The organism is Hymenobacter bucti, assembly GCF_042681145.1.
Lineage (GTDB): Bacteria > Bacteroidota > Bacteroidia > Cytophagales > Hymenobacteraceae > Hymenobacter > Hymenobacter bucti.
On record NZ_JBHUFD010000001.1, the window covers coordinates 809,077 to 834,252 of the forward strand.

Sequence of the window (25,176 nt, forward strand, 5' to 3'; positions counted from 1 at the left end):
GCGTCTGGACTTGTTGGGTGCCGGATGTTCGCTCCGCTCACCCGCGGATTCGCAGAGTCCACGCTATATCTTACCAAGCTTTCGACATCTTTTGCCCGCGCATTTCGGCAAATTCCATCGTGGGGTCTTTCACCTTGGGCGCGTTCACGAAGTGGGTGAACTGCTTGCGCAGCTCGGGGTTTTCCACCACTTCCTTCCACTCGCAATGGTAGTTTTTGATGAGCAACTCGATTTCCGCTTCGAGGTCGGCGCAGATACCTAGGCTGTCGTTCACCACCACGTTGCGGAGGTAGGCGATGCCGCCGTCCATCTTATTGAGCCAGGTGGCGGTGCGCATGAGCGGGTCAGCGGTCTTGATGTAGAACATCATAAACCGGTCGAGGTACTTGAGCAGCGTGTCCTTGTCGATGTCGCCCGCCAGTAGCTGGGCGTGCTGGGGCTTGGCGCCGCCGTTGCCGCATACGTAGAGGTTCCAGCCTTTTTCGGTGGCGATTACGCCGAAGTCTTTGGCTTGGGCTTCAGCGCATTCGCGCACGCAGCCGCTCACGCCGCTCTTCATCTTGTGGGGCGAGCGGATGCCCTTGTAGCGGTTCTCGATTTCGATGGCGAACGAGACGCTGTCGTGCAGGCCGTAGCGGCACCAGGTGCTGCCCACGCAGCTTTTTACGGTGCGCAGGCTCTTGCCGTAGGCGTGCCCGCTCTCGAAACCGGCCTCGATGAGCTCCTCCCAGATATCGGGCAGGTCGCTCACGTGCGCCCCGAACATGTCGATGCGCTGGCCGCCCGTAATCTTGGTGTAGAGGTTGTACTTCTCCGCGATGCGGCCGATGGTCATCAACTGCTTCGGCGACACCTCGCCGCCCGCCATGCGCGGCATCACCGAGTAGCTGCCGCCCTTCTGGATGTTGGCCAGGTAGCGGTCGTTGGTATCCTGAATAACGTTTTGCTTGACAATCAGCTCATTCCACAGGCCCGACAAGATGCTGGCCACCGCCGGCTTGCACACCTCGCAGCCGTCGCCGGTGCCGAAGTGGTCGAGGGCCGCGCCGTAGGTCCGCACCTCGTTGATGCGTAGCAAGTCCAGCAACTCCTGGCGCGAGTAGTCGAAGTGCTCGCACAGCACGTTTTTGATGTAAGCGCCCTGCGCCGTGAGCGTGCCGTTGATGAGGTCTTTTACCATGGGTACGCAGCCGCCGCAGCCGGTGCCGGCCTTATTGCACTTCTTCATGGCGTCCACGCTGGTGGCGCCTAGGGTGGTCACGGCGTCGCAAATCATGCCCTTGGTCACGGCCTCGCACGAGCAGACCAGCGCCTCGTCGGGCAGGCTCATCACGCCCGCGCCGCCCTCGGCTTCGCCGCCGCGGGCCCCTAGAATGAGGTCTTCGGGGTGCGGCGGCAGGGCGATTTTGTTGTTCACCGTTTGCAGCAGCATGTTGTAGGCCTCGGCGTCGCCGATGAGCACGCCGCCCAGCAAATACTTGCCATCGGGGCTTAGGTTGATGCGTTTGTACACGCCGTTGTGCGCGTCTTCAAACACGATGCTGCGGCTGTGCGGCTCCGCGATGAACGGGTCGCCGAAGCTGGCCACGTCCACCCCAATCAGCTTGAGCTTGCTGCTCATGTCGTAGCCCGTGAAAGCGCGCGCGCCCTGCTGCAACTGGCTGACTACCACCTCGGCCATGTCGTAGCCGGGAGCCACGAGGCCGTAAATCATGCCACTGTGCAGCGCGCACTCGCCGATGGCGAAGATGCGCGGGTCGGTGGTTTGCATGGTGTCGTTGACCACGATGCCGCCGCGCATGCCCACCTCCAGGCCGGCCAGCTTGGCCAGCTCGTCGCGGGGCCGGATGCCGGCCGAAATCACTAGCATATCGACCTCCAGAATGGAGCCGTCGCCGAAGTGCAGCGAGTCAATCTTGCCGTTGCCGCCGATGTGCGACGTGGCTTTGCTGAGGTGAATTTTCAGACCTAGGGCCTCCAGCTTGCTTTGCAGCATGGCGCTGCCGGCCGTGTCTATCTGCCTGGGCATCAGACGTGGAGCAAACTCTACCACGTGCGCATCTTCCACGCCTAGGTCGAGCAGCGCCTTGGCGGCCTCCAGGCCCAGCAGGCCGCCGCCGAGCACGGCGCCGCTGCGGGCGGTGGCGGCGTAAGCTTTTATTTCGTCGAGGTCCTCAATGGTGCGGTACACCATCACGCCCTTCTTCTCCACGCCCGGCACGTCGGGCACGAAGGCTGACGAGCCGGTGGCTAGCACCAGGTAGTCGTAGGCTTGCACCAAGCCGCTGCGCGAGTGCACGGTCTGGTTGGCACGGTTGATTTCCTGCACGGCGTCGCCTAGGTGCAGGCTGATGCCGTTGTTGTGGTACCACTGCGTGGGCGCCATCAGCAGGTCGTCGGCGGTTTTGCCACCGAAATACTCGCTCAAGTGCACGCGGTCGTAGGCCACGCGGGGCTCTTCGCCGAATACTACGAGGTTGAAAGCGGTCGACTTGGCGAGAAGCTTCTCACAAAATTTGTAGCCGACCATGCCATTGCCGATAACAACGACGGTAGGTTTTCCCTGCGGTGCCATACTAACCGATTAGGTGTAGATATAAAATGAATAGGCAAATGCGAGGGGTGGGAGAGGGGGGGAAGGGTAGGTAATTTTTTAGAAGTGCGCTTTTCTAAAAATGACCCCCTAGCAGAGGGTGTTTATTACCTTGTAAGGCAAACTTAAACAAAATGGACCCTAATACAAAGGGCTACTTTATAAAAATTGTGATAAATATTTATAAAGTAGCCCCTGATTGATAGGGGCATTTTATGGAAATTGCCGAAATAATTTCGCACAAGGGTTCGCGGCAGTTGTTTGGCTCCTACTTATCCCGGTGGCTGCGGCCTTTCCTTTGTGCGTTCTGCTACCATGCTCATGGCTCATTTGCCCCCTCCTCCCGAACTCTATGTAGTAGGCGCCGGCCCCGGTGACCCCGAGCTGCTGACGCTGAAAGCCTACCGCATTCTGCAAACGGCCGACGTGGTGCTCTACGATAACCTCGCCAACCAAGAACTGCTGGCCCTGGCGCCCACGGCCTGCGAGTGCATTTATGTAGGCAAAAAACCCTACGGCGAGTACACGCCCCAGGAGGTTATCCACGAGCTTATCCGCGAAAAGGCGCTGGCCAAGGGCCGCGTGGTGCGCCTGAAGGGCGGCGACCCGTTTATCTTCGGCCGGGGGTTTGAGGAGATGCTATTTGCCCGCAGCCACGGCATTGCGGCGCACTACGTGCCCGGTATTTCGAGCATGCAGGCCGTGGGCTTCGAAGATATTCCGCTCACGCACCGGGTGGTGAGCGAGGGCTTTTGGGTACTTACGGGCACCAAAAAGGACGGCTCGCTCTCGGCCGACCTGCGCGTGGCCATGCAGAGTAACTCGACGGTGGTTATTTACATGGGCATGAAAAAGCTGCCCCAAATCGCAGCCACCTACGTGCAGGAAGGGCGCGGCGCCACGCTCGCCGCCGTGGTTATGCACGCCTCGCTGCCCCAGCGCAAGGTGGTGCGCGGCCGCATCGAGGAGCTGCCTGCGCTGGTAGCGGCGGCGGGCATCACATACCCCGCCATCATCTTTATTGGCGACGTGGTGGGCCTAGGGTAAATTAGCGCAGACTTTCAGTCTGTGAGTTGGTAAGCAACGACCGCTTAATTAGCCCCGTGCTGGAGCAGGTGATGGCCACGAAAATCAAAGCCACCACGCTCACCCTGCAAGCGAGCCACGTGCCCCTGCCGTTGCTGCCCCAAAAAGCAGCCGACTTAATCGCCGAGGCCGTGAAGGCGCCGGCTAGATAAGCTAAACAGCTGCAAAGCAACGGAGCGATGCAAAACGTCCGTCATGCTTCGGCTTCGCGGACGCCAGATGAGCATGACGGACGTATTCTTTGGTACTAGTTCTACGCTACTACCCCAGCGCCCTATTCACCAGCGCCAACGCCTCGGGCGTGAAGGGCAACTGCAGGGCCAGGGCATGGCCGCGCTCCGTCATTTTGGACCAGGTTTTCTGCACGATTTCAATGACCTTCTCCTCGGGGTGCTGGGCGGCGAAGGGCAGAAAATAGTATTCCAGAAACACCAGGCAGATAACGTCTTCGAGCAGCTGCACTTCGGGGTCGTCCTTGAGACGCAGCTTTTGCAGTAGCTGCTGCACGCGCTCGATGAGCTCGGGCCCGTAGCCGGCTTGGGCCATGAGCTGGCCGGCTAGCTCGGCGTGGTATTTCTTGAGGGCGTTGCGCCACTGGTGGTAGGCGGGGCGCGTCATGGGGTAATCGCTGCGCGGAATGCTCCAGCGCCGGATGTGCTGGGCGCGGGCAGCGAGCTGCACGGCCTCGGGCGCATCGGGCGCCACGCGGGCCAAGCAGGCGCTCATGCGCTGGGCATACAGCAGCTCCTTGGCAATGGGCTGGCCCGCGTCGTCGGTTTCGAGGTTGGGGTCTTCGCTATTAGCGGCGTCGAACAGGCGAATGGCCTCGGCGAAATGGGTAGGGTGCGTGGGCATAGCAAGGAGCGGGTGGCCTGACAAGCGGGCCACTGGAGGCGCAAAATAGCGCCCGGCCCGCTAGTTACGCCCTAGGTAGCGGGTTACGTGGTTTCTACGTCAAGAGGGAGTAGCGCGAACTTTGTAGTGCGCGCCCCCGCACCGTTCAAAAACGCGAATTACAAAGTTCGCGCTACTGCCCGGCGCTCACCCAAACTCCAAAACTGCTTTAGCGCGCCGCCACGTTGCTAGCGGCTGGTAGGGGCAGGCCGTCGCGCAGCAGCGGGCGCAGCGCCGACAGCGGCACAAATACGTGGATTTCGCCCTGCGCGTAGGAGGCAATTTCGTAAGGCTGATAAACGAAAATGGCGCCAGTCGCCGTCAGGTACACCTGGTGGGTCACGGGCATTTTGCTCACGAATAGCTGCTTATCGAGCGGCTCGCCAGGCTGCAGGCCTACCTCGGGGCGCACGGCCTGGCCCAGCAGCGCGGGCAATTGCTGCGCGGCGGTTGGCTTAAAAATATCGTCGTAGCGCAGGCGGCGGCCGGTGCGCAGGTCGTAGCTGGCGGGCGTGAGGGCGTAGTTGCCGTGGGCGCCGCCACTAAAGTTGTAGTGAAAAAACCCTAGGCTCAGCAAGCTGCCCTGCTGGTACAGCACGTAAGTAGCGGTCTGGTCTTCGTAGCTCATGCCAATGCCATAGGGGCCGATGCCGGCCGTATCGGCCGGGGCGGGGCGGCTGTCGGTGGCATCCTGGCGGTATTCTTTGAAGAACTGCTGCCGCTGCTGCTTGTAAAGCGCGGTCAGCGTGATGGTCGGCAGCCCATCGAGGGTGTCGCCGCGCAAGTCGCGCAGCATGCTGGCCTCTAGGGTAGTGCGCGCTGCCTCATTGCCGCCCAGGGGCACCAGCGCCTGCACGCTGATGCGACCCAGCGGCGACTTCGCCTCTTTAGGAAACGCGGCGGCCGAGTCGGCAAAATAGCGCACCGCAAATGTGAGCGCGCCGGCCGCCGGTGCCACGGCCCGCAGGCGTACGGGCTGCCCACCCACGGTGCCCGCCAAGTCGCCGCGGCCTGCCTGCCGTTGCAGGCGCCAGAAGAGGTTATCGCCGCCCGTACCCACCGCTTTCTCAGGGCTCGTGTCGAAGAGAATGACGCTGTCGGGGGCGGCGCTGGGCTGGCCCATCAGGGAGTAGGGGTGGGCAGCGGGGCCGTAGTAGCTGCCGTAGTGCCCGGCTAGGTCGGCATTGCTGGCGCTGCGGGGCGCCGATACCAAGTGCAGCGTGATGCTATCGGCCTGGCCGGGCAGCAGGGCGCGGTATACCTGGTAGGAGGTGCCCGGCGAGTTGGCCACGGCCGCTTGGCCCGCGGTGGGCGTGGTAGCAGGGCTGGCCGCGTCGCCGGCCGTGGGCTGGTTGGGTTGCGAATGGCAGGCGGCCAGGGCGAGCAGCGCGGCCAAAGCGCACAGAGAAGGTTTCATAGCGCAAAGGAAAGCGCTGGCGGGGCGCCCAGCAGCAGCAGCCCGGCTGGCCGCCATCCACTGCGGCCGGGCGCCCTAGGTGCCTCCCTAGGTGATTATAAAATTAGGGCTTAGCCAATCTATTGCCGGGGCCTTACGTACACTTTGCCAGGTGCTTCCTAACCCCACGCTCCCCCTTATTATGAATCTCATCAAAGTTGGTCAAGACACTCACGGCAAAGACGTTGAGGTATATTATCAAGACTATGGCCAGGGCGACCCCATCGTCCTCATCCACGGCTGGCCGCTGTCCTCCGCTTCCTGGGAGTACCAGCTGGCCGAACTGCCCCTGCACGGCAAGCGCGTGGTGGCCTACGACCGCCGCGGCTTCGGCCTGTCGTCGAAGCCCTGGAACGGCTACGACTACGACACGCTGGCCAGCGACCTGAACGCCGTGCTCACGGAGCTCGACCTGCAAAACGTGACCCTAGTAGGCTTCTCGATGGGCGGCGGCGAAGTAGCCCGCTACATGAGCAAGTACAGCGGCGCCCGCGTTAAAAACGTGATTTTTGTGAGCGCCGTAACGCCCTACCTGCTCAAGACGGCCGACAACCCCGAGGGCGTCGACAAGTCGGTATTCGACGAGATGATTCAGAATCTCGGCAAAGACCGGTTTGACTTCCTGGCTACGTTTGGCAAGCAGTTCTACGGCCAAGGCCTGCTGAACAAGCCCGTAACCCAGGCCACGCTCGACTGGAGCCAGGCTATGGCCTTGCCCGCCTCACCGCGCGCCACTACCGAGTGCGTGCGCGCCTTCAGCAGCACTGATTTCCGGGCTGACTTGGCCACCATCAAGGTGCCGACGCTCTTCATCCACGGCGCCGACGACCAGACCGTGCCGCTCGCCAACAGCGCCGAGCAGGCCGTGAAGCACGTAGCCAACGCCCGCCTCGTCGTGTACGATGGCGAGGCCCACGGCCTCAACATCACGGCCAAGGACCGCCTCAACCGCGATATCCTAACCTTCGTGAACGGCCAGCCCGTGCAGGACAATTTTGACAGCGCCGACGTGGAAGCGCAGCCCATCCGCACTGAAAACGAGGCGATTTAAGTGACCTAGGGACTGCACCGCAGCCCAACAAAAAACGCCCCGCTGCAAAGCGGGGCGTTTTTTTTATATGTAAAAATTACCCTAGGTAGGCGTGCCAGGTCTGGTCGAGCGTGCCGGCCGAGAGCTTGAGGAAGCCCGTGAGCGTGGGCTTCTTGGGCTGCGTGCGCAGGGGCATGTTGGCTTCCGAAGGCGTGCGCTGGCCCTTTGCGTGGTTGCAGCGCGAGCAGGCGGCCACGAGGTTGGTCCAGCCCGAGTCGCCGCCGCGCGAGCGGGGCAGCACGTGGTCGAGGGTCAGGTTTTTGGTCGAGCCGCAGTACTGGCACTCGTACTGGTCGCGCTTAAAAATATTGTGGCGGCTGAGGGCAATGCCCTTGTAGGGCACGCGCACGTAGCGCGCCAGCCGGATGATGCTGGGCTTGGGAAAAGCCTGCGAAATCGTGCGCATCACGCCGTGTTCCGACTTAGCTACCATCTCCGCTTTATCCAGAAATAAAAGCACGAAGGCTTTTTGTACACTGCATAAGGTAATGGCGGTGTAGTCGCCATTGAGTACAAGCACTTTTTGGTCCATATACGGTAGGCGAAATTCTAGTTATAGCTGCAAGCTACTAGATTTCACCCATATGAACAAGGGCCCCTAGGCGAAGATTCCGCCGAGGGGCCCTGCCGAGGAGCTAAATTATAGCCCGCTGCTAGTCAATGGTATGGAACAGCCGGTTCCAGCGCACCTTGTGCCAGAAGTCGCCGAAGGGGTCGACCGAAAGCCAGATAAGCACGGCCTTGCCCACCACGTGGTCTTCGGGCACAAAACCCCAGAAGCGCGAGTCCTCCGAGTTGTGGCGGTTGTCGCCCATCATCCAGTAGTAGTTCTGCTTAATGAGGTAGCTGGTCAGGGGCTTGCCGTCCTGCAAAATCATGCCGGTGCCGTTGTCCCAGCTCACATTTGGGTTGTGCTCGTACTGGGCCACGATTTTGTAGTAAATCGCGGCGTTGCCGGGGCTGAGCGTGATGGTCTGGCCCTTCTTGGGCACGGGCAGCGGGCCGTAGGTGTCGAGGTTCCAGCCGCGGGGCGTGGCGCTGCGCGCCTCCGAGCCGTACTTGTCGGCCACGTCCGGAAACAGGCTGTTGGCCGGCAGGTCGCCATCGTACACCTCCATCGACTTCACGTAGGGCTGCTTCTTGAAGAACTCGGCCACGGCGGACGTGCAGCTGATATAGTAGCCGAGCTTGTTAGCATCGTGCATGTTGCCGCTGAGGGCCGGCATACCATCGGGCTGGGTGTAGTCCACCACGCCCTGGTCGTGCAGCGCTTGGCGCACCTCGTCATTGGCCGAGGCTACCTCCATGAAGTAGGTGGTTTGCAGCTGGCCCGCGATGGGGCCGGGCTGGCCATTGAGGTACACCTGCCCGCTGCGGATGGAAATCGTGTCGCCAGCCACCGCCACGCAGCGCTTGATGTAGTTGGTGCGCAAGTCGGCCGGGTACTGGCTTTCGTGGGGCACGTGAAACACTACCACGTCGTTGCGCTTGATGCTGCTGAAGCCCGGGAAGCGGTAGGTCGGTAGCTGAATGGCGTCGGAGTAGCTCTTGACGTTCAGAATCGGCACCGTCTGGTGCGTCAGGGGCACCTGCAGCGGCGTTTGGGGCGTGATGGGCCCGTAGTGCAGCTTGCTCACAAAGAGGTAGTCGCCCACCAGCAGCGAGTTTTCCATGCTCGGCGACGGGATAGTGTACGCCTCAAACGTGGCCCACCGAATCAGCGTGGCCGCGATGATGGCAAACAGCAAAGAGTCAACCCACTCGCGGGATTTGGTCTTGGGCGGGGGCGGCGGGGCAGTAGGGTCGTTTTTGCGAAAGAGCATGAAACTGGGGGCAAGCCAAAGCCGGCCGGTAAATTATTCTGGCAAAGAAACAACGGCGCTTGTCATTGCGAGGAGGAACGACGAAGCAATCGTACCTAGGCAGAACCCGAACAGCCCGTCCTGATGCGTTTGCTTCGTCGTTCCTCCTCGCAATGACAAGCCTTTTTACAACCCCAGGAGGTCGTTCATCCCGAACACGCCTGGCCGGCCCGGCAGCCAGCCCGCCGCCAGCAGCGCCCCGGCCGCAAAGCCCTCGCGCGAGTGGGCCTCGTGGCGCAGCTCGATGGTATCGGCGGCCGACACGTAGCGGACCTCGTGGGTGCCCACCACTTCGCCGCGGCGTTCGCTGAGCACCGCCAGCTCTTCCGGTGCCTGCGCGGGCGCGTTGCGCCAGGTAGTCTTGGCCGGGAAGTTGGCCAGAATGCCCTGCGCCGCCGTGAGGGCCGTACCGCTGGGCTGGTCTACTTTATGAATGTGGTGAATTTCGGTCATCTGCACATCGTAGCCGGCCGCAAACTGATTCATCTTGGCCGCGATGTACTCGTTGAAATGGAAGAACAGGTTGACGCCCACGCTGAAATTAGACGCGTAAAACAGCGACCCGCCCAACTCCTGGCATAGCGCCTTGGCCTCCTCAAAGTGGTGCAGCCAGCCCGTGGAGCCACATACCACCGGCAGGCCCTGGCGCAGGCAGGCCTTCACATTTTCGAAAGCCGACTCGGGGTGGGTAAACTCGATGGCCACGTCGGCCGTGGCGGGCGTGAAGTCTTCGATGCGTTGCGTCGAGGCGTGCTGGTCCACAATGCCCACTACTTCGTGGCCGTGGGCCGGGGCTAGGGCGGCCAGGGTGTGGCCCATTTTGCCGTAGCCAATCAGAATAATTCTCATAGTTGGTGCTTGATTGGGTAGGGAGCGGGGCTGGCCCCCACCCGGCGTTGTTAGGTGTTTTCTCAACAACGCCGGGCGGGGGCCAGCCCCGCTTCCTACCAAAAAACCTATTTCACCCGCAAAGCTACAGTAGCGCCTACCCCGGGCACCAGTTGCCCCGGCACGGGCAGTAGCGCTGGTTGCCAGTGCAGCGTTAGGTCCTTGCCCACGTCGAAGTCGTGCAGATTGGCATCCACTAGCGCGTCCAGCATTTGCAGGCCGTGCCCCCCTATCAGGAGCAAGATGTATAAGTCGCGGTTACGGCGGTAGAAAATGATGCCGCTCTCGATAATGGTGGTGCTATTGGCATTTTTAGCAGAGTCCCAATCTTCTATAGGTTCAGTTCTTGCATTCGCTAACTGTGAAGCACTGACTTTTCCAGTGGCTACTTGTTCCTTAGCATAGCGATAGTCCGTGTAATGCGTCTGGAAGAAATACTCCACGCCGCCTAGGGTGCCCAGCAGGCCGTAGACCAGCGGTAGCTTCCAATACTTTTTATTGTAAATCTGCCCGGCGCCGGGTGCTATGCCGGCCAGCAGCAGTGCCTTCTGCGGCCGGGTGAGGCGCAGGCCAAACAGCCGCTCGGTTTTTAGGGCCGAGTCGGCGGCGGCTTGCTCACGCTTCTGCTTCTTGGTGAGCTTGGGCGCCACGCGGGCCGTGTCGGTCTGGGGGCGCGTCAGGTCGGGGTCGACCACGGCCGTGGACGGCAGCTGCGCCCAGGCTGGGCGAGCCAGACCTAGGCACAGCAGAAGCCCGAAGAGCCAGGCCCAGCGTGGCGCAGCGAAGAGAAGGTGTTGCATACAAGTGCTGCCAACGCTAAGCCGCCGGCCCGTAGTATTCAACGCGTTAGGCGGGCTGCAAAATGTGCAGAATACGCTGCATATCCTCGACCGAGTCGAACGAAATCTTGATTTCGCCCCGGCCCTGAGCGCCCGGCCGCAGCTGCACCTTCGAGCCAAAGTGGTCGGTGAGCTGGCGCTCGGTGCGGCGCAGCTCGGCCACCGGCACGATGGACGCGGGCTGCTCGCGCGGCTCGGGCTTGGCATCGGTGGCGGGTTGGTTGGCGCCCTGGCGCACCAGCTCCTCCACGCGGCGCACCGAGAGGTCCTCCACCACAATGCGGCGGTACAGGGCCACCTGCTGTTGCGGGTCTTCCATGCTGATGAGGGCGCGGGCGTGGCCCATGCCAATGACGGCGTCGCGCAGGCCGATTTGAATATCGGGCGGCAGCTTCAGCAAGCGCAGGTAGTTGGTGATAGTCGAGCGGTTTTTACCCACGCGCTCGCCTAGGTCCTCCTGGCGCAGGTTGCACTCGCTCAGCAGGCGCTGGTAGCTGAGGGCAATCTCGATGGCGTTGAGGTTTTCGCGCTGAATGTTCTCAATCAGCGCCATTTCCAGCATCTGCTGGTCGTCGGCCTTGCGGATGTAGGCCGGGATGCTATCAAGGCCCGCCAGCTTGCTGGCTTGCAGGCGGCGCTCGCCCGAGATGAGCTGGTATTGGTTGGTGCCCAACTGGCGCACCGTCACGGGCTGAATGATGCCCTGGGTGCGGATGCTTTCGGCCAGCTCTTGCAGCGCCTCTTGGTCAAAGTGCGTGCGCGGCTGATACGGGTTGGCTTCGATGAGGCCCACTGCAATCAGACCCACTACATTCACGGGGTTGGGGCTGGCCAGCACGCGCTCGCTGGGCTTGTCGTAGCTGCCTTCAATCAGGGCGTTGAGACCCCGGCCTAGGCCACCTACGCGGCGCTTGGCCGCCGCCGCCGCCGCGGGGTTAGCAGCCAGGGCGGCCTGAATTTTATCTTCGTTCTTCTCTGCGGACATACTACCAGACAGCAGGGCCCAATGATTAGGGGGCCGCTGAACTTCAAAATTACGGCCTAGCGGGCGAAGGGCAAGGTGGAAAGTTTTGGCTTCTATTGGTCATCTAAGTCCATTAAGATTCGCTTAACTTGTACCTGCCGGTTGTGTTCATCAAATCCACACAGCTCTCCACCTATTGTACTACCTAGTGGTGGATAATCATCCGGGAAAACCATTCTGCCTTCCGGCTTGCCAAATTCCGGCACATTTATTAAAACCGGAAAGCCCAGTCCAGCATCGTAGAAGACGCCGAACTGGGCTTGAATGTATACTTTGCCAGTAAGTAGTGTACCCAGCCGTTCATAGCGGCAAGGTAGCAATGGCTACGCCACCTCGTCGGCTGCTTCTTCCTCGGGGTTGGCCTCCACGCTGTTCTTCTCCACTATTTCGCGGGCCAGGTTGAGGTAGCTCACGGCGCCTTTGCTCTCGGCGTCGTGCAGGATAACGGGGATGCCGAAGCTTGGCGACTCGCTCAGCTTCACGTTGCGCGGGATGATGGTGTCGAACACGAGCTGCTGGAAGTGCATCTGCACTTCCTCCACCACTTGGTTGGAGAGGCGCAGGCGCACGTCGTACATCGTGAGCAGGATGCCTTCGATTTCGAGGTCGGTGTTGAGGCGGCTCTGAATAATCTTGATGGTGTTCAGGAGCTTACCCAGACCTTCGAGGGCAAAGTACTCGCACTGCACCGGGATGATAACCGAGTTGGCGGCCGTTAGGGCGTTCACCGTGATGAGGCCCAGCGAGGGCGAGCAGTCGATGATGATGAAGTCGTATTCGGCGGCCAGGGGGCGCAGGGCGGCCTTCATCTTCTCCTCGCGGTTGGGCAGGTTTATCATCTCTACCTCGGCGCCCACCAGGTCGATGTGCGAGGGCATGAGGTCGAGGTGCGGCAAGATATTGGTTTGCAGAATAATATCCTTCGGCGGAATGCCGTCGACCATGCACTCGTAGACGCTGTTTTCGATGTCCTTGGGGTCGAAGCCCACGCCCGAGGTGGCGTTGGCCTGCGGGTCGGCATCGACCAGCAGGGTGCGGTAGTCGAGGGCCGCCAGCGAGGCGGCCAGGTTGATGGCCGAAGTAGTCTTGCCAACGCCGCCTTTTTGATTGGCTACCGCGATGATTTTACCCATAACAAACGAAAATAACAGAGAAGGGCGCTGCCCAGTAGCTTAACGGCCGGCGTGACCGACGGAGTTCAACTTACAAAATAAGGCTAAAAAAAATGGATTCGCCAAGCCTGGCGGGCCCTGGCGAATCCAAATGGCTGGCTAGCGGGCTTATTAGAGGCTGATAGTTTCGCCGATGGCGAGCAGCCGCAGGTTTTTGCCAGCCGCTTTAGCCTCGGCCTGGGCGGCGGCGTGGTCGATGACCAGCGGCGGGAACGTGTCGTAGTGCATGCCGATGAGCTCGGTGGCACCCACCCAGTCGGCGGCTACCAGCGCGTCGGTCACGCCCATGGTGTAGTGGTCGCCGATAGGCAGTAGCGCAAAATCGAGTTGGTACCAGTCTTTGATGAGCTTGAGGTCATAGGTCAGGCCCGTGTCGCCGGCGTAGTAAAAGGTCTGTCCCTCATTGGTTTTGATGACGAAGCCCACGGGCACGCCGGCGTAGGAGCCGTCGGGAAACGAGCTGCTGTGGGCGGCGGCCACGAAGTGCACCGTGCCGAAGGGCAGCTTCACCTTGCCGCCTAGGTTGGCGCCGATGCCGTCGAGGCCTTTGGCCCCGAAGTAGCCGGCTACCTCGGCGATGGCCACGATTTTGGCGCCCGTGCGCTTGGCGATTTCCTCGGCGTCGGCGATGTGGTCGCCGTGGCCGTGCGAGAGCAGGATGAAGTCGGCTTCGATGGCGTCAACATCGACGTCTTTGGCCAGCGGATTGGGGCGAATGAAGGGGTCGAACAGCACGCGCGTGCCGCCGATGGTGGCCAAAAAGCAGGAGTGGCCGAAATAAGTAAGCTGCATGGAAGAAAGAAATAAACGGGCCAACGCGGCACCTACCTTTGCAACCGACACCCTAAATAGATGTTTCTACACGATTTGCGAATGCGCCGCGGTTTGATTTGGGTAGGGCTGGCGCTGGTGGCGGGGCTGCTGGCCGCCTGCGGCGAGGCCCCTAGGTCGGCGGCCGACGAGCGGCGTGTGTTTCGCTACAACCAGCCCGAGGCACTGACCTCGCTCGACCCGGCCTTCACCCGCAACCAGGCCAACATCTGGGCCGTGTCGCAGCTCTACAACGGGCTGCTGGAGCTGGACTCGACTTTGCAGCCGGCCCCAGCGCTGGCGCGGCGGTACGAGATTTCGCCCGATGGCAAGACGTACACGTTTTGGCTGCGGCAAGGGGTGTGTTTTCATGAGAGCCAGGAGCTTTTCCCAGTTTCTGAAACTGACCTGCATCCCGAACTTGATGCAAGTAGGAATGCAGCTAATAACCTCTCGGTTCCGGTTGCTACCCGTTCTGTAAAGGCCGCCGACTTCGTGTACAGCTTTAAGCGCCTGCTCGACGCCAAAACCGCCTCGCCGGGCGGCTGGATATTTCGAGGCAAAGTGCTGGAAGACAGCAAAGGCAATATCAGCGATACGTGCTTCGTGGCCGTGAATGACTCGACGCTGCGCATCCACCTCAAGGAGCCATTTATTCCTTTTCTGAGCATCCTGACGATGCCCTACGCCTTTGTGGTGCCCCACGAGGCGGTGGAGAAATACGGCAAGGACTTCCGCGAGCACCCGGTGGGCACGGGGCCGTTTCGCTTCAAGCTCTGGGATACGGGCAACGTGCTGCTGCTGCACCGCAACCCCAGCTACTGGCGGCGCGATGCCAAGGGCCAGCCGCTACCTTACCTCGACGTGGTGCAAATCAGCTTCATTGCCGACCGCAAAACCGAGTTTCTGACCTTTCTACAAGGCAAGCTGGACTTCTTGAGCGGCATCCGCGAGGGCTCGCGCGACCTCGTGATGAACACCGATGGCACCGTGCGTGCCGACTTTAAAGGGCGGTTTACGGTGCAAAAGGCGCCCTACCTCAACACCGAGTACCTAGGGTTTCAGCTCGACTCGGTCAACCTTACTGGCGAGCAGGCGGCCCAGGGCCGCGCCCTGCGCGACCGCCGCGTGCGCCAAGCCCTCAACTACGCCATCAACAAGCCCGAGCTACTGGCCTACGTGCTCAACCACGTGGGCGTACCGGGCAATTCGGGCTTTGTGCCGGCCGCGCTGCCGTCGTTTTCGCCCACCAAAGTGCCCGGCTACACCTACGAGCCGCAGCGAGCGCGGCAGCTGCTAGCGGCAGCGGGCTACGGCCCCGGCCGAACCTTGCGCCTGCGCCTGAGCACCGTGGCCGAGCGCAAAGCCGTGGCCGAGTACCTCCAAAAAAACTGGGCCGACGTGGGCGTGCAGGTCCAAATCGACATCAACCAGGCCGCTACCCAGCAGGAGCTGGTGGATAACGGTCGGGCCGCCTTCTTCAGCAAAAGCTGGCTGGGCGACTACCCCGATGCCGAGAACTACCTCTCGCTCTTCTACAGCCCCAATTTCAGCCCTGGCGGACCCGATAAGACCCACTTTAAGTCGGCGGCCTACGATGCGCTCTACAACCAGGCCCGCCGCGAGCAGGACGCCGCCCGCCGCACGGCTCTCTACCAAGCGATGGACCGCCTTATCGTGGCCGAAAGCCCAGTCATTAGTTTATACTACGATGAGGTTATCCGCTTGACGCAGAACAATGTGCGTGGCCTCACGGCCAACCCCATGAACCAGCTGCTGCTGGAGCGCGTGCGCAAAGAGTAGAGCGCTATTTCTGCGGACTCAGCCCCGCCAGTGGGTCGATTTTGTCTCTCAGGTAGGCGATGTACTGCTGCAAAGGCGCCGGAATGTTGGCTTCGGCAGTCACTTTGTGGCGCGGCTGGCCCGGCTGGTACACCGTGATAATGGTGCTGGGTAAGTCGCTGACATTGGCCGAGTAGCTAGGGGCGAACCCATTGAAGTTGATGCGCCGGGCTTCGGCCAGCATGGCCGTGACGGTAGCTGGGTCGAGGGCTAGGGCATGTTGGCCCGTGCGGGGTACAAAGCGTTCGCCTTCGTAAGCCACCTTGCCATTGCGAAAAATGGTGGCCGTGTAGATAGGGCAAGTGCCGTGGCAAGGCGTGCGCTGAAACACCAGTACGGTGTCGTTGGGCGCAGTATTGATGGGGATAGTCGAAACCGGACGGGGCTTGTGAACCGCGCCGCTGGCGGGAGTGGCCGCGGCCGGAGCAGCCACGTGCTGGGCGCAGGCAGGCAAAAAGGCACCTAGGGTAAGTAGGCCACAAGCGCGGGCGAGGATGCTGGTCGGGAAGGTCATGGTATGTGATACTCGAAAACCGCGCCAACTGATGCACCCTAGGTAGCCAGCTGGCTGACTCGAACACGCTACTCAGCTTCAATCAGCCATTAAAAGAAAAAGGCCCGCCACGCAATGCGCGGCGGGCCTCTTATAACTAAAGCCGAAAAGTGTTACGACGTCTTGCCGGGTTTCTTGGCCTGGGACTCGCGCTCCTGGGCGGTTTTCATAGCTTCGGCTAGGCGGGCCTGGAAGCCGCCAGGCTTCTTGTCTTTGTTCTTGACTTTGTTGGCTTCGAGCTGGGCCCGGATTTTATCGTCGTTCACGAACGAGCGGGTGAGCGCTTGCTGGCCTAGGGTTACGAGGTTGGAAACCAGATAGTACCAGGTCAAGCCCGAAGCGAAGCTATTCAGCACGAAGAAGAAAATCAGCGGCATGAGGTAGCTGTAGAACTTCATCGGGCCCTGCATGGCCGCGGTGTTCATCTGGTTGCTCTGGTAGGTCATGAAGAGCGTCGAAATCGTCATCAGGACCGTGAAAATGCTGATGTGGCTACCTAGGAAGGGCAGCGTGAAGGGCAGCAGAATCGGGTTGTCGTAGGTGCTCAGGTCGCTGGCCCACAGGAAGGGCTGCTGGCGCAGCTCAATCGCGTTAGGGAAGAACTGGAACATGGCGAACAGAATCGGCAGCGTGAGCAGCGTGGGCACGCAGCCGCTGAGCGGCGACACCCCAAACTGCGTGTACAGCTTCATGGTCTCCTGCTGGGTCTTCACCTGGTCGTCGCCGTGCTTGGCCTTAATCTCGTCGAGCTCGGGCTTCAGCACTTTCATGCGGGCCTGGCTCTCGTAGGTCTTGTAGGTCAAGGGCCACGTTACAAGCTTAATAAGCACTACCAGCAGCAGGATAATAACGCCGTAGGAGGTGATATACTGCTCCAGGAAGTTGAACACCGGCAGCACCACGAAGCGGTTTACCCACCGGAACAAGCCCCAGCCCAGGTACACGTTGCGGTCGAAGCCCGGCGCCACGCTCTTGAGCAGGTTAAACTGGTTGGGGCCGAAAAAGAAGCGGTATTGGCCGCCGGCGGCGCTCGTCACGTCGGCCACGGGCAAAGCCAGGTTAGTGCTCAGCGTCTTGATGAAGGTCGAGTCGGCCATGTTCACCGTGGCGTTGAATTGGCCACTGGCGAAGGGCTGCGAATCGGCGATGAGGCCGGCCACGAAGAAATCGTGCTTGTCGGCGGCCCACTTGATGGGCGTCGCGATTTTCACTTCCTCAGGCTTCTCGCTGGCTTCGGCCAGGGCGCCGTGGTCGTCGGTGGCCAGGTAGTGGTTAATGGTGGTGTGGTTGCGGTTCTGCTTCAGGTCCTGCTCGGTCTGGCGCACGTTGTCCACGAAGCTCCATTGCAGCGGCTCCTGGGCCACGGCCACGCCGTTCAGCTTCAGGTTGTACTTCACCTCGTAGCCCGACTTAGGCACGGTGTAAGTCTGGGTGATGGTGCCGCCGCCCACGGGCGCCGTGAAGGCCAGCTGCTGGCCGCCATCGGCGGTGGGCGAGGGGTCGCCGGCCATAAAATTCAGCCCGGCAAAATCAATCGTTTGGCCACTAAGAGTGCGAAATTTGGTATTGTAGCGAGCGCTCTGCGCATCGAACAAGTCGAGCGGCTTGCCGAAGAACGTCTTGTACTTGTTGAGGCGCACGGCGGCCACGCGGCCGCCCTGGGTCGAGAAGGTGAGCGTAAGCTCGGGGTTCTTCAGCTCAATGTTGCGCGCTGGGCCAGCGGCCGAGTCGAGCTGTGGCACGGGCGCTACGCCGGGCGCGGGGGCCGCAGCTTTGGCAGCGGTGGAGGTAGTAGCCTGGGTTTTAGCTGGCTCGACCTTATCCTTGGGCGAGAAGAAAAACAGGTAAACCAGGAGCAGGGCCGAAATTAAAAAAAGGCCAGTTGCTTGGGAGCGGTCCATTTACAATAAAAAGAATACGAGGGGCAAAGGTACGGCGCATGTAGCGTGGACTCTGCGAGTCCGCGAACGAGCGCAGCGAGTAGTTCGCGTTGTTGGCATAATTATTACAAACTGTTGTCTACTGTTTGCAATAAAACTGTCATTGCGAGAAGGAACGACGAAGCAATCATAGCAGAATGAGCCACTCGGGTTCTTCCTAGGTGCGATTGCTTCGTCGTTCCTCCTCGCAATGACAAACGAGTGACGACACCGGAGGCTTTACAGCCCCTTCTTATACTGAATGGCGGCCTTCACAAACCGCACGAACAGCGGGTGCGGGTTTTCCACGGTGCTCTTGAGCTCGGGGTGAAACTGCCCGCCCATAAACCACGGATGCACGGTTTTGGGTAGCTCAATCACTTCCACCAGGCCGGTGTCGGGGTTGATACCCGAGGCCGACATACCGGCCTCCTCGAAGCGCCCTAGGTACTCGTTGTTGAACTCGAAGCGGTGGCGGTGGCGCTCGCTGATGGTGTTGCGGCCGTAGGCCTTCGCCGCCCGCGAGCCGCGCTTGAGCTCGCAGGTGTAGGCGCCGAGGCGCATGGTGCCGCCCTTCTGGGTGATGTCCTTCTGGTCGGCCATGAGAGCGATAACCGGGTCGGGCGTGTTGGGGTTCATCTCGGTCGAGCTGGCTTCGGGCAGGCCCAGCACGTTGCGGGCGTACTCCACCACGGCCACCTGCATGCCCAAACAAATGCCGAAGAACGGGATGTTGTTTTCGCGCACGTAGCGCACCGCGGCCACCTTGCCCTCGAACCCGCGCTCGCCAAAGCCGGGGGCCACCAGCACGCCATCTACGCCTTCGAGCTGCTGCACGGCGTTTTCGGGCGTCAGGTGCTCGCTCTGGATGCTGCGCACCCGCACCTTGCACTCGTTGGTGGCGCCGGCGTGGATAAACGACTCGATGATAGACTTGTACGCATCGGGCAGCTCCACGTACTTGCCCACCAGCGCGATGGTTACTTCCTCGGTCGGGTTCTTGAGGCGACCTAGGAATTCCTTCCACTCCTCCAGGTCGGGCGCGTGGCCGCCGTTCATGCGCAGCTTGCTAATGACGCGGGCGTCGAGCTCCTCCTTCAGCATCATGAGCGGCACCGAGTAGATGGTGTCGGCGTCGAGGCTCTCGATTACGGAGTTGATTTTAACGTTGCAAAACAGCGCAATCTTGCGCCGCATCTCGGCCGGAATCGGGTGCTCGGAGCGGCAGACCAGGATGTCGGGCTGCAAGCCCGCCTCGCGCAAGTCGCGCACCGAGTGCTGGGTGGGCTTGGTTTTGAGCTCGCCGGCCGCCGCCAGGTAGGGCAGCAGCGTGAGGTGAATCACGAGCGAGTCGTGGGGCGGCAGCTCCCAGCGCAGCTGGCGCACGGCCTCCACGAAGGGCAGGCTTTCGATGTCGCCGATGCAGCCGCCGATTTCGGTGATAACCACGTCGAACTTGTCATCCTGGCCCAGCAGCAGCATCCGCCGCTTGATTTCGTCGGTGATATGGGGCACCACCTGCACCGTCTTACCTAGGAAAGCGCCTTCGCGCTCGCGGCGAATAACCGTATCGTAGATGCGGCCGGTGGTAACGTTGTTGGCCTGCGAGGTCGGCGTGTTCAGGAAGCGCTCGTAGTGGCCCAGGTCGAGGTCGGTCTCGGCGCCGTCGTCGGTCACGTAGCATTCGCCGTGCTCATACGGGTTCAGCGTGCCGGGGTCGATGTTAATGTAGGGGTCGAATTTCTGAATCGTAACTCGGAAGCCTCTGGCTTGCAAAAGCTTAGCCAGGGAGGCGGAAATAATTCCTTTGCCGAGTGAGGAGGTGACACCGCCGGTGACGAAGATATACTTCGCGGCCGACGCAGCAGGGGGGGAGGAGCGTTCGGGCATGACGGGGGCCAAAGTTACGGGCTAGGACGGGCTGTGCCGCCGCCGGGTGGTGTGGCGGGGTAGGCTATTTTTACCGGAAGCAGTCTTGCCGCCACTACTTGTATAAGGAATATGCTGCCAAATTCAATGAATAAATACGCGGTAAGCTGGCTGATTGGCCATCAGTGGCTTATGCTACTGATGAGCGGCTGGCTGGTGCTCGGAGCTACGCTGTGCGCCACGGCCCAGGCTACCCTGCACAAAGACCTGAAAAAAGATTTTGGCGCCCTGGGCGACGGCCGCACCAACGACCAGGCCGCGTTTGCCAAAGCCGCCGATTTCTTCAATCAGCGCGCCAAAACGCCGGCCGGGGCCGGGCGCGCCGTGCTGCACCTGCCGGCCGGGGTGTACCGGGTGGGCCAGCCCGGCCCCGGCAGCCTAGGTAACCTAATGGCCTTTGTCAACTGCCGCAACCTGAGTATCCTGGGGGCCGACAGCGCCACCACCGAAATTCGCTACGCCGACAGCCTGCGCTACGGCGCCTTTGACCCCGCCACCCACGCGGTGTACGAGTCGCCCAAGGCGTTCTTCACCGATTGGAGTTGGGGCGTGGGCGGCGGCACGGCGCTGGTGCTGCAAGGCTGCGACAACGTGCAGGTGGCCAACCTCACCCTCAACGGCAACAGCGCACACCTGCTGGTGGGTGGGCACTGGGGCGACACCGGCATTCAGCTGTCGTTCGACGGGGTTTTCGTCAGCGACTCGCGCCGCGTGCGGCTCAGTAAGCTGGCGGTGCACCACTTTGGCCGCGATGGCATTCAAGTGCTCAACCACCTGGCTAAGAGCGTGGACGACCCCGCGCAGGAAGAGATTCTGCTCGAAAACTCGTGCTTCGACTACAACGGCCGGCAGGGCTTGTCCATCACGGGGGCCAATGGGCTGCGGGCCGTCAATTGCAGCTTTAGCCACACCGGGCGGGTCGTTATTCCAGCCCTAGGTCGGCCGCTGTACTCCAACCCCGGCGCGGGCGTCGACATCGAGCCCGAGGGCGGCTACGCCGCCAACGTGCGCCTCGAACGCTGCCGCTTCGTGGACAACGCCGGCCAGGGCCTCGTGTCGGACCGCTACGGCAATGGCCCGCCCACCACCAAAAACATTGTGCTGCGCGACTGCTTGCTCTGGGGCGTCAGCAACTGGTCGGCCTGGGTGCGGCAGCCCAATATTCTGTTCGAAAACTGCCGTATCTACGGCGCCTTCATCACGGGCAGCGCCCTAGGTGCCCTGCCTACGCGTTTCGTGGGCTGTACCTTCGAGGACCGGCCCTACCGCGGCCAGCCCGCCTACGGGCAGCACTTAGTGTACTCCAACCGCGAAGCGCGAGCCATGCGCTTCACCAACTGCCGCTTTGTGGGCACCCGCAACGGCCTGCTGTACGCCGTGGCGGCCGCGTCTGATTCGGCCAGCACCTTCCGGCTGCACGGCTGCACCTTCGTGCTCGACCAGGCCGAGCCATCCCTAGGTGTTGATAACTTGTTGGCAACCGTTATTTTCAGCGGCACTACCACCGTGGCGAGCGGGCCGCACCGCGCCATGCCCGCACCCACCAATTTTATACTCGGCACGCCTGAAACAACGGGCTCCGTGCTGGTGCAGCCCGGCGGACAGCTCCGGCTGCTGGCGCCGGGCTGCCGCTACTTGTTGCCGAATGGGCTGGCGATTGGGCAGGCCGCGGGGCGCAAGGCCACGAGCGTAGAAGTCGGCCTGGATAATATTCTAATCTTGAACGAAGCGCCTGGCAAAGAGCCTGAGCTGTACATCGGCCCCGGGGCGCAGCTGTTCATTAAAAAAGGCGGCGCCTTGGAAATCCAGCCGCACACCAAAGTCACTATCGCGGGCGAGCTAATAATCGAGGACGGGGCCTACTTTTTTCAAGACCCGCAGGCCAGCGTCAAAACTGCCGGCCGGGGCCAGCTGCGGGTAGCGCCGGGCGCCGTGCTGGGTAAACATCCAGCGCTCCAGGAAGCTTATTCTCAGGCCACTACTGACTGACGAATGAAACACAGGTTTTTTCAACGCGTGTCTGCCTTCCTCGGGGGTCCACTCGCGCGCACGTTCTTAGGCTGCGTGCTGCTGCTGGCCAGCGCCAGCAGCAGCACGCGTGCCCAGGCGCTCAAACCCGGCTTCGACAAGGCCGAGTACCTAGAGCTGCTGCGCCTGCACGCCCGCATAGGCAGCCTCGACTCGGCGCTTTGGGCCGGCATCCCGCGGCCCCGGCAGTTCACCATGGCTTACCGTTCGCCGGTGGTGGGCCTCGACAACCGCTGGGATTTGTGGACCAAAGCCGGCGCCCAGCCGCAGGCCGTTATCAGCGTGCGGGGCACCACCAAGGCCCAGGAGAGCTGGCTCGAAAACCTCTACGCGGCCATGCTGCCCGCCACCGGCGAGCTGCAGCTCTCGCCCACCCGCAAGTTCAAGTATCACCTAGCCGACAACCCCCAGGCGGCCGTGCACGCGGGCTGGCTCCTGGGCATGGCATTTCAGGCCGAAGGCATTATCCACAAAATCGACTCGTGCTACCGCCGCGGCACCCGCGACGTCCTCATCATGGGCCACAGCCAGGGCGGGGCCATCGCGTTTTTGCTGACCTCGCACCTGCGCAGCTTGCAGGCGCAGGGCCAGCTGCCGGCCGACATCCGGTTCAAAACCTATTGCAGTGCCGCTCCCAAGCCCGGCAACCTCTACTACGCCTACGACTACGAGCGCGCCACTCAGGGTGGCTGGGCCGTGAACGTGGTGAACCCCGCCGACTGGGTGCCCGAGGTACCCCTCACCGTGCAGACTACCAGCGACTTCAACCCCACTAACCCGTTCGTGGGGGTAGGGGCTATTATCAAGAAACAGCCTTTCCCCAAGAACCTGGTGGCGCGCCACGCCTATCGCCAACTCGCGGGCCCCTCGCGCCGGGCCCAGCGCCGCTACCAGCGCTACCTGGGCGGCTACGTGAGCAAGGCCCTCCAAAAGAGCGTGCCCGGCTACCAGGCGCCCGCCTACTACCCCAGTAGCAACTACGTGCGGGTAGGTCCCACCATCGTGCTGCCCGCCGATGCCGCCTACTACACCAAGTACCCCAATGACCCGGCCAAGCTATTTCAGCACCACCTGTTTCAGCCGTACTACTACCTAGCCGAAAAGCTACCCTAAGCGGACCTAGGAGTCGCGCCGGGTAGCTTTTTGTGGGGAGAGCCTAGGGGTTACTTGTGCAACTGGCGGGCGCGCAGGTAGGCCAGCAGCTCGGCCGGGCGGTCGGTTTGGATGATGGTGGCGCCGTGGGCCAGCAGCCAGCCCCAGCCGTCGGCGGGCTGGTTTTCTTCTACGCTGCGCTCGTCGTCGTGACCGGCGTTCTGGCTGGCCCAGAGGCTGTTGAACCAGATTTTAGAGCCCGTTTTCGGGATGGTCTGGTAGATGGAGTGCGTGAGGGCGGTGTCGCTGGCGAAATTCAGCTCGTAAGCTACGGGCTTGAGCTGCTGCTCGTACTCGCGAATGGAGGCCTCCGCGCCTGGCTTTTCCAGACCAATAATGGGCATGTACAGTAGCTTGCTGTTGAGCAGGTTGCCGTGGGCCGCCTTCACCGTAGCGTAGGTTTCGTAGGACTTGATAACGGCGTGGTCGACGGTGCCGGTTTTCTCCAACACGTCGTAAGCTTCCTGGTAGTAGTCGTAGCCCTTGTCCACGTTCACCATCACGCGGCCTTTGGCGGCCAGCATGCACTGCTCGAACGTGGGAATCCGCAGGCGGGTGGGGCCGCCGTGCTCGTTCTTGAGGGTCAGCTGTTGCAGCTCGGCCCAGGTGTAATCCGAGGGCTTGCCCTTGCCGGTGGTAGTGCGATTCAGGGTTTCGTCGTGCATCAGTATCAGCACGCCGTCCTTCGATTTTTTGAGGTCGATTTCGACCATATCCACGCCCATCTTAATAGCCGACTCGATGCCGGGGATGGAATTTTCGGGCTCGCTGCGCCAGTCGGCGCGGTGCGCCACCACGACTACCTGCTTAGTGGCCGGGTCTTTCATGGTGCGGATAATGGCCTGCACCGGCTGCTGGGCCAGGGTTGGGCCGGCGAGGAGCAGGCCGGCGGCGAGGAGGGAAAGGAGGGATTTCATGAATGGGAATATAAAATTTAAGTAAACTCGTCAGGCGTGTCGCCTCACCCCCTCCCGGCCCCCTCTCCGAAAAGGAGAGGGGGAGCCGACCGCTATCGGACGTAAGCAGTCGTAGGAGGTACTTATGCCCCCCTCTCCTTTTCGGAGAGGGGGCCGGCCCCATAGGGGTCTCGTGAGGCGTCGCGTTAGATTTAATAGCCAGGATTTTGCGTAATGCTCGGGTCCGTATTCACCTGCGACTGCGAGATGGGCAGCAGCAGGTCATTCGCATCAATCGTGACTAGCGTGCCGGTGCTTTGGAAGTAGGCGTTCATCACAGGCACGGCGTTGCCGCTGCGCTGTAAGTCAAACCAGCGGTGGCCTTTGCCCACTAGCTCCAGGCGGCGCTCTAGGTCGATGGCGGTGCGTAGCGTAGCTTGGGTGGCGGCGGTGGTGGCCGCCAAGCCGGCGCGGGTACGTATGAGGTTGAGGTTGGTCGCGGCGTCGGTGGTGTTTGCCAATTCGTTCTGCACTTCGGCTAGCATCAGCAGCACGTCGGCGTAGCGCAGTACCCAAAGCTGCTGCCGCTGTAGCGCGCCAGCTCGGCGCCCTTCACCTCCAAAATTACGCCCGTGACCTTGGCCTTCGACTGCGAGCCGTAGCCAATAACGACCACGTCTGTGAGGGCCTTATTCTCCGGTTTCAGCCGTACCATCAGGCTGTTGTTGTCGCCGGCATTGATGAGGAAGTCGTTGATTTTCTGCGTCTCATAGCTCACGTAGCTCACCGTGATGGTGTAGCGGCTGCCGGCCTTGAGGTTGTCGAAAGTGAACAAGCCATCCACACCAGTGGCCACGCCGCGCGGGTTGCCGGTGGCGCCGGCCTCCAGCAGCAGGACCGTGACGCCGGCCAGCGGCTCGCCCTTGTCGTCGAGCACGGTGCCCTGCATGCGGGCCGTGGACTGGGCTGCCGGGCGGGTGCCCGTTTGGGCCACGGCCGGCTCGGCCAGCAGCAGGCCGCAGGCCACGAGTCCAACCGGCCAGCTATGCAAAAATCGTAAGCGCTGTTTCATCTAACAGGTAAAAAAAGTGGGGATAAAAAAGGCAAAGCGGGCCCGCTCGCCCCAAAAAGGGCGTTTAAAAG

The 25,176-nt window shown here is 61.6% G+C and carries 22 protein-coding genes; 6 read left to right on the forward strand and 16 right to left on the reverse strand.

The window, feature by feature from the left end:
- Positions 1-70 precede the first annotated feature (70 nt).
- Positions 71-2,575 (reverse strand): nitrite reductase large subunit NirB, encoded by a 2,505-nt coding sequence (gene nirB / locus ACFSDX_RS03285; protein ID WP_382311751.1) that lies wholly within the window; start codon positions 2,573-2,575, stop codon positions 71-73.
- A 318-nt stretch (positions 2,576-2,893) separates the two neighbouring features.
- On the opposite strand from nirB, the gene cobA reads away from it, so the two are divergent.
- Both cobA and ACFSDX_RS03295 read left to right on the forward strand, forming a co-directional pair.
- Positions 2,894-3,640, forward strand: a complete 747-nt coding sequence (gene cobA, locus ACFSDX_RS03290) for a uroporphyrinogen-III C-methyltransferase (RefSeq protein ID WP_382311752.1) — start codon at positions 2,894-2,896, stop codon at positions 3,638-3,640.
- 26 nt (positions 3,641-3,666) lie between these two features.
- Positions 3,667-3,831, forward strand: a complete 165-nt coding sequence (locus tag ACFSDX_RS03295; RefSeq protein ID WP_382311753.1) for a hypothetical protein — start codon at positions 3,667-3,669, stop codon at positions 3,829-3,831.
- Between the two features lie 109 nt (positions 3,832-3,940).
- Here the strand turns inward: ACFSDX_RS03295 and ACFSDX_RS03300 are convergent, their stop codons facing one another.
- Together ACFSDX_RS03300 and ACFSDX_RS03305 are read right to left on the reverse strand one after the other, a co-directional pair.
- Positions 3,941-4,534, reverse strand: coding sequence for a DUF4202 domain-containing protein (locus ACFSDX_RS03300; RefSeq protein WP_382311754.1), 594 nt, complete (start codon positions 4,532-4,534; stop codon positions 3,941-3,943).
- A 208-nt stretch (positions 4,535-4,742) separates the two neighbouring features.
- Entirely contained in the window at positions 4,743-5,990 is a 1,248-nt protein-coding gene (locus tag ACFSDX_RS03305; protein ID WP_382311755.1) for a DUF3298 and DUF4163 domain-containing protein, read from the reverse strand.
- 181 nt (positions 5,991-6,171) lie between these two features.
- Here ACFSDX_RS03305 and ACFSDX_RS03310 point away from each other — a divergent pair, with 181 nt between their 5' ends.
- Entirely contained in the window at positions 6,172-7,080 is a 909-nt protein-coding gene (locus tag ACFSDX_RS03310) for an alpha/beta fold hydrolase (RefSeq protein WP_382311756.1), read from the forward strand.
- A gap of 76 nt (positions 7,081-7,156) precedes the next feature.
- On the opposite strand, the gene ACFSDX_RS03315 is transcribed toward ACFSDX_RS03310, so the two are convergent.
- From ACFSDX_RS03315 to ACFSDX_RS03345, 7 genes are all read right to left on the reverse strand, one after another.
- Positions 7,157-7,651, reverse strand: coding sequence for an HNH endonuclease (locus ACFSDX_RS03315; protein ID WP_382311757.1), 495 nt, complete (start codon positions 7,649-7,651; stop codon positions 7,157-7,159).
- Positions 7,652-7,772: 121 nt separating this feature from the next.
- The gene (lepB, locus tag ACFSDX_RS03320; protein WP_382311758.1) at positions 7,773-8,942 is read right to left on the reverse strand and encodes a signal peptidase I; all 1,170 of its coding nucleotides are present in this window, start codon (positions 8,940-8,942) and stop codon (positions 7,773-7,775) included.
- Positions 8,943-9,107: 165 nt separating this feature from the next.
- Positions 9,108-9,830 carry a 4-hydroxy-tetrahydrodipicolinate reductase gene (dapB, locus tag ACFSDX_RS03325; RefSeq protein ID WP_382311759.1) on the reverse strand — a complete coding sequence of 241 codons (723 nt, stop codon included), beginning with the start codon at positions 9,828-9,830 and terminating at the stop codon, positions 9,108-9,110.
- A 107-nt stretch (positions 9,831-9,937) separates the two neighbouring features.
- Positions 9,938-10,669 carry a DUF5683 domain-containing protein gene (locus ACFSDX_RS03330; RefSeq protein ID WP_382311760.1) on the reverse strand — a complete coding sequence of 244 codons (732 nt, stop codon included), beginning with the start codon at positions 10,667-10,669 and terminating at the stop codon, positions 9,938-9,940.
- 46 nt (positions 10,670-10,715) lie between these two features.
- The gene (locus ACFSDX_RS03335) at positions 10,716-11,693 is read right to left on the reverse strand and encodes a ParB/RepB/Spo0J family partition protein (RefSeq protein ID WP_382311761.1); all 978 of its coding nucleotides are present in this window, start codon (positions 11,691-11,693) and stop codon (positions 10,716-10,718) included.
- Between the two features lie 362 nt (positions 11,694-12,055).
- Positions 12,056-12,865 (reverse strand): ParA family protein, encoded by an 810-nt coding sequence (locus tag ACFSDX_RS03340; protein ID WP_144847087.1) that lies wholly within the window; start codon positions 12,863-12,865, stop codon positions 12,056-12,058.
- 150 nt (positions 12,866-13,015) lie between these two features.
- Entirely contained in the window at positions 13,016-13,696 is a 681-nt protein-coding gene (locus ACFSDX_RS03345) for a metal-dependent hydrolase (RefSeq protein ID WP_382311762.1), read from the reverse strand.
- An 81-nt stretch (positions 13,697-13,777) separates the two neighbouring features.
- Between ACFSDX_RS03345 and ACFSDX_RS03350 the strand changes: the two genes are divergently transcribed.
- Positions 13,778-15,517: an ABC transporter substrate-binding protein gene (locus ACFSDX_RS03350; RefSeq protein ID WP_382311763.1), complete on the forward strand. Its 1,740-nt coding sequence runs from the start codon at positions 13,778-13,780 to the stop codon at positions 15,515-15,517.
- Between the two features lie 4 nt (positions 15,518-15,521).
- On the opposite strand, the gene ACFSDX_RS03355 is transcribed toward ACFSDX_RS03350, so the two are convergent.
- The 3 genes from ACFSDX_RS03355 to ACFSDX_RS03365 form a co-directional block, all read right to left on the reverse strand.
- Positions 15,522-16,070, reverse strand: coding sequence for a DUF6438 domain-containing protein (locus ACFSDX_RS03355; RefSeq protein ID WP_382311764.1), 549 nt, complete (start codon positions 16,068-16,070; stop codon positions 15,522-15,524).
- Positions 16,071-16,222: 152 nt separating this feature from the next.
- Positions 16,223-18,010, reverse strand: a complete 1,788-nt coding sequence (yidC, locus tag ACFSDX_RS03360; RefSeq protein ID WP_382311765.1) for a membrane protein insertase YidC — start codon at positions 18,008-18,010, stop codon at positions 16,223-16,225.
- Positions 18,011-18,268: 258 nt separating this feature from the next.
- Positions 18,269-19,918: a CTP synthase gene (locus ACFSDX_RS03365; protein WP_382311766.1), complete on the reverse strand. Its 1,650-nt coding sequence runs from the start codon at positions 19,916-19,918 to the stop codon at positions 18,269-18,271.
- Between the two features lie 111 nt (positions 19,919-20,029).
- Here ACFSDX_RS03365 and ACFSDX_RS03370 point away from each other — a divergent pair, with 111 nt between their 5' ends.
- A complete protein-coding gene (locus ACFSDX_RS03370) occupies positions 20,030-21,946 on the forward strand; it encodes a right-handed parallel beta-helix repeat-containing protein (protein ID WP_382311767.1) in 1,917 nt (638 codons plus the stop codon).
- Between the two features lie 27 nt (positions 21,947-21,973).
- Positions 21,974-23,098: a lipase family protein gene (locus tag ACFSDX_RS03375; RefSeq protein ID WP_382311768.1), complete on the forward strand. Its 1,125-nt coding sequence runs from the start codon at positions 21,974-21,976 to the stop codon at positions 23,096-23,098.
- A 50-nt stretch (positions 23,099-23,148) separates the two neighbouring features.
- Here the strand turns inward: ACFSDX_RS03375 and ACFSDX_RS03380 are convergent, their stop codons facing one another.
- The 3 genes from ACFSDX_RS03380 to ACFSDX_RS03390 form a co-directional block, all read right to left on the reverse strand.
- Positions 23,149-24,054 carry a glycerophosphodiester phosphodiesterase family protein gene (locus ACFSDX_RS03380; protein ID WP_382311769.1) on the reverse strand — a complete coding sequence of 302 codons (906 nt, stop codon included), beginning with the start codon at positions 24,052-24,054 and terminating at the stop codon, positions 23,149-23,151.
- A 191-nt stretch (positions 24,055-24,245) separates the two neighbouring features.
- Positions 24,246-24,578 carry a RagB/SusD family nutrient uptake outer membrane protein gene (locus ACFSDX_RS03385; protein WP_382312318.1) on the reverse strand — a complete coding sequence of 111 codons (333 nt, stop codon included), beginning with the start codon at positions 24,576-24,578 and terminating at the stop codon, positions 24,246-24,248.
- Entirely contained in the window at positions 24,578-25,105 is a 528-nt protein-coding gene (locus ACFSDX_RS03390; protein WP_382311770.1) for a carboxypeptidase regulatory-like domain-containing protein, read from the reverse strand. Before ACFSDX_RS03390 ends, ACFSDX_RS03385 begins: the two co-directional genes overlap by 1 nt.
- Positions 25,106-25,176 lie beyond the last annotated feature (71 nt).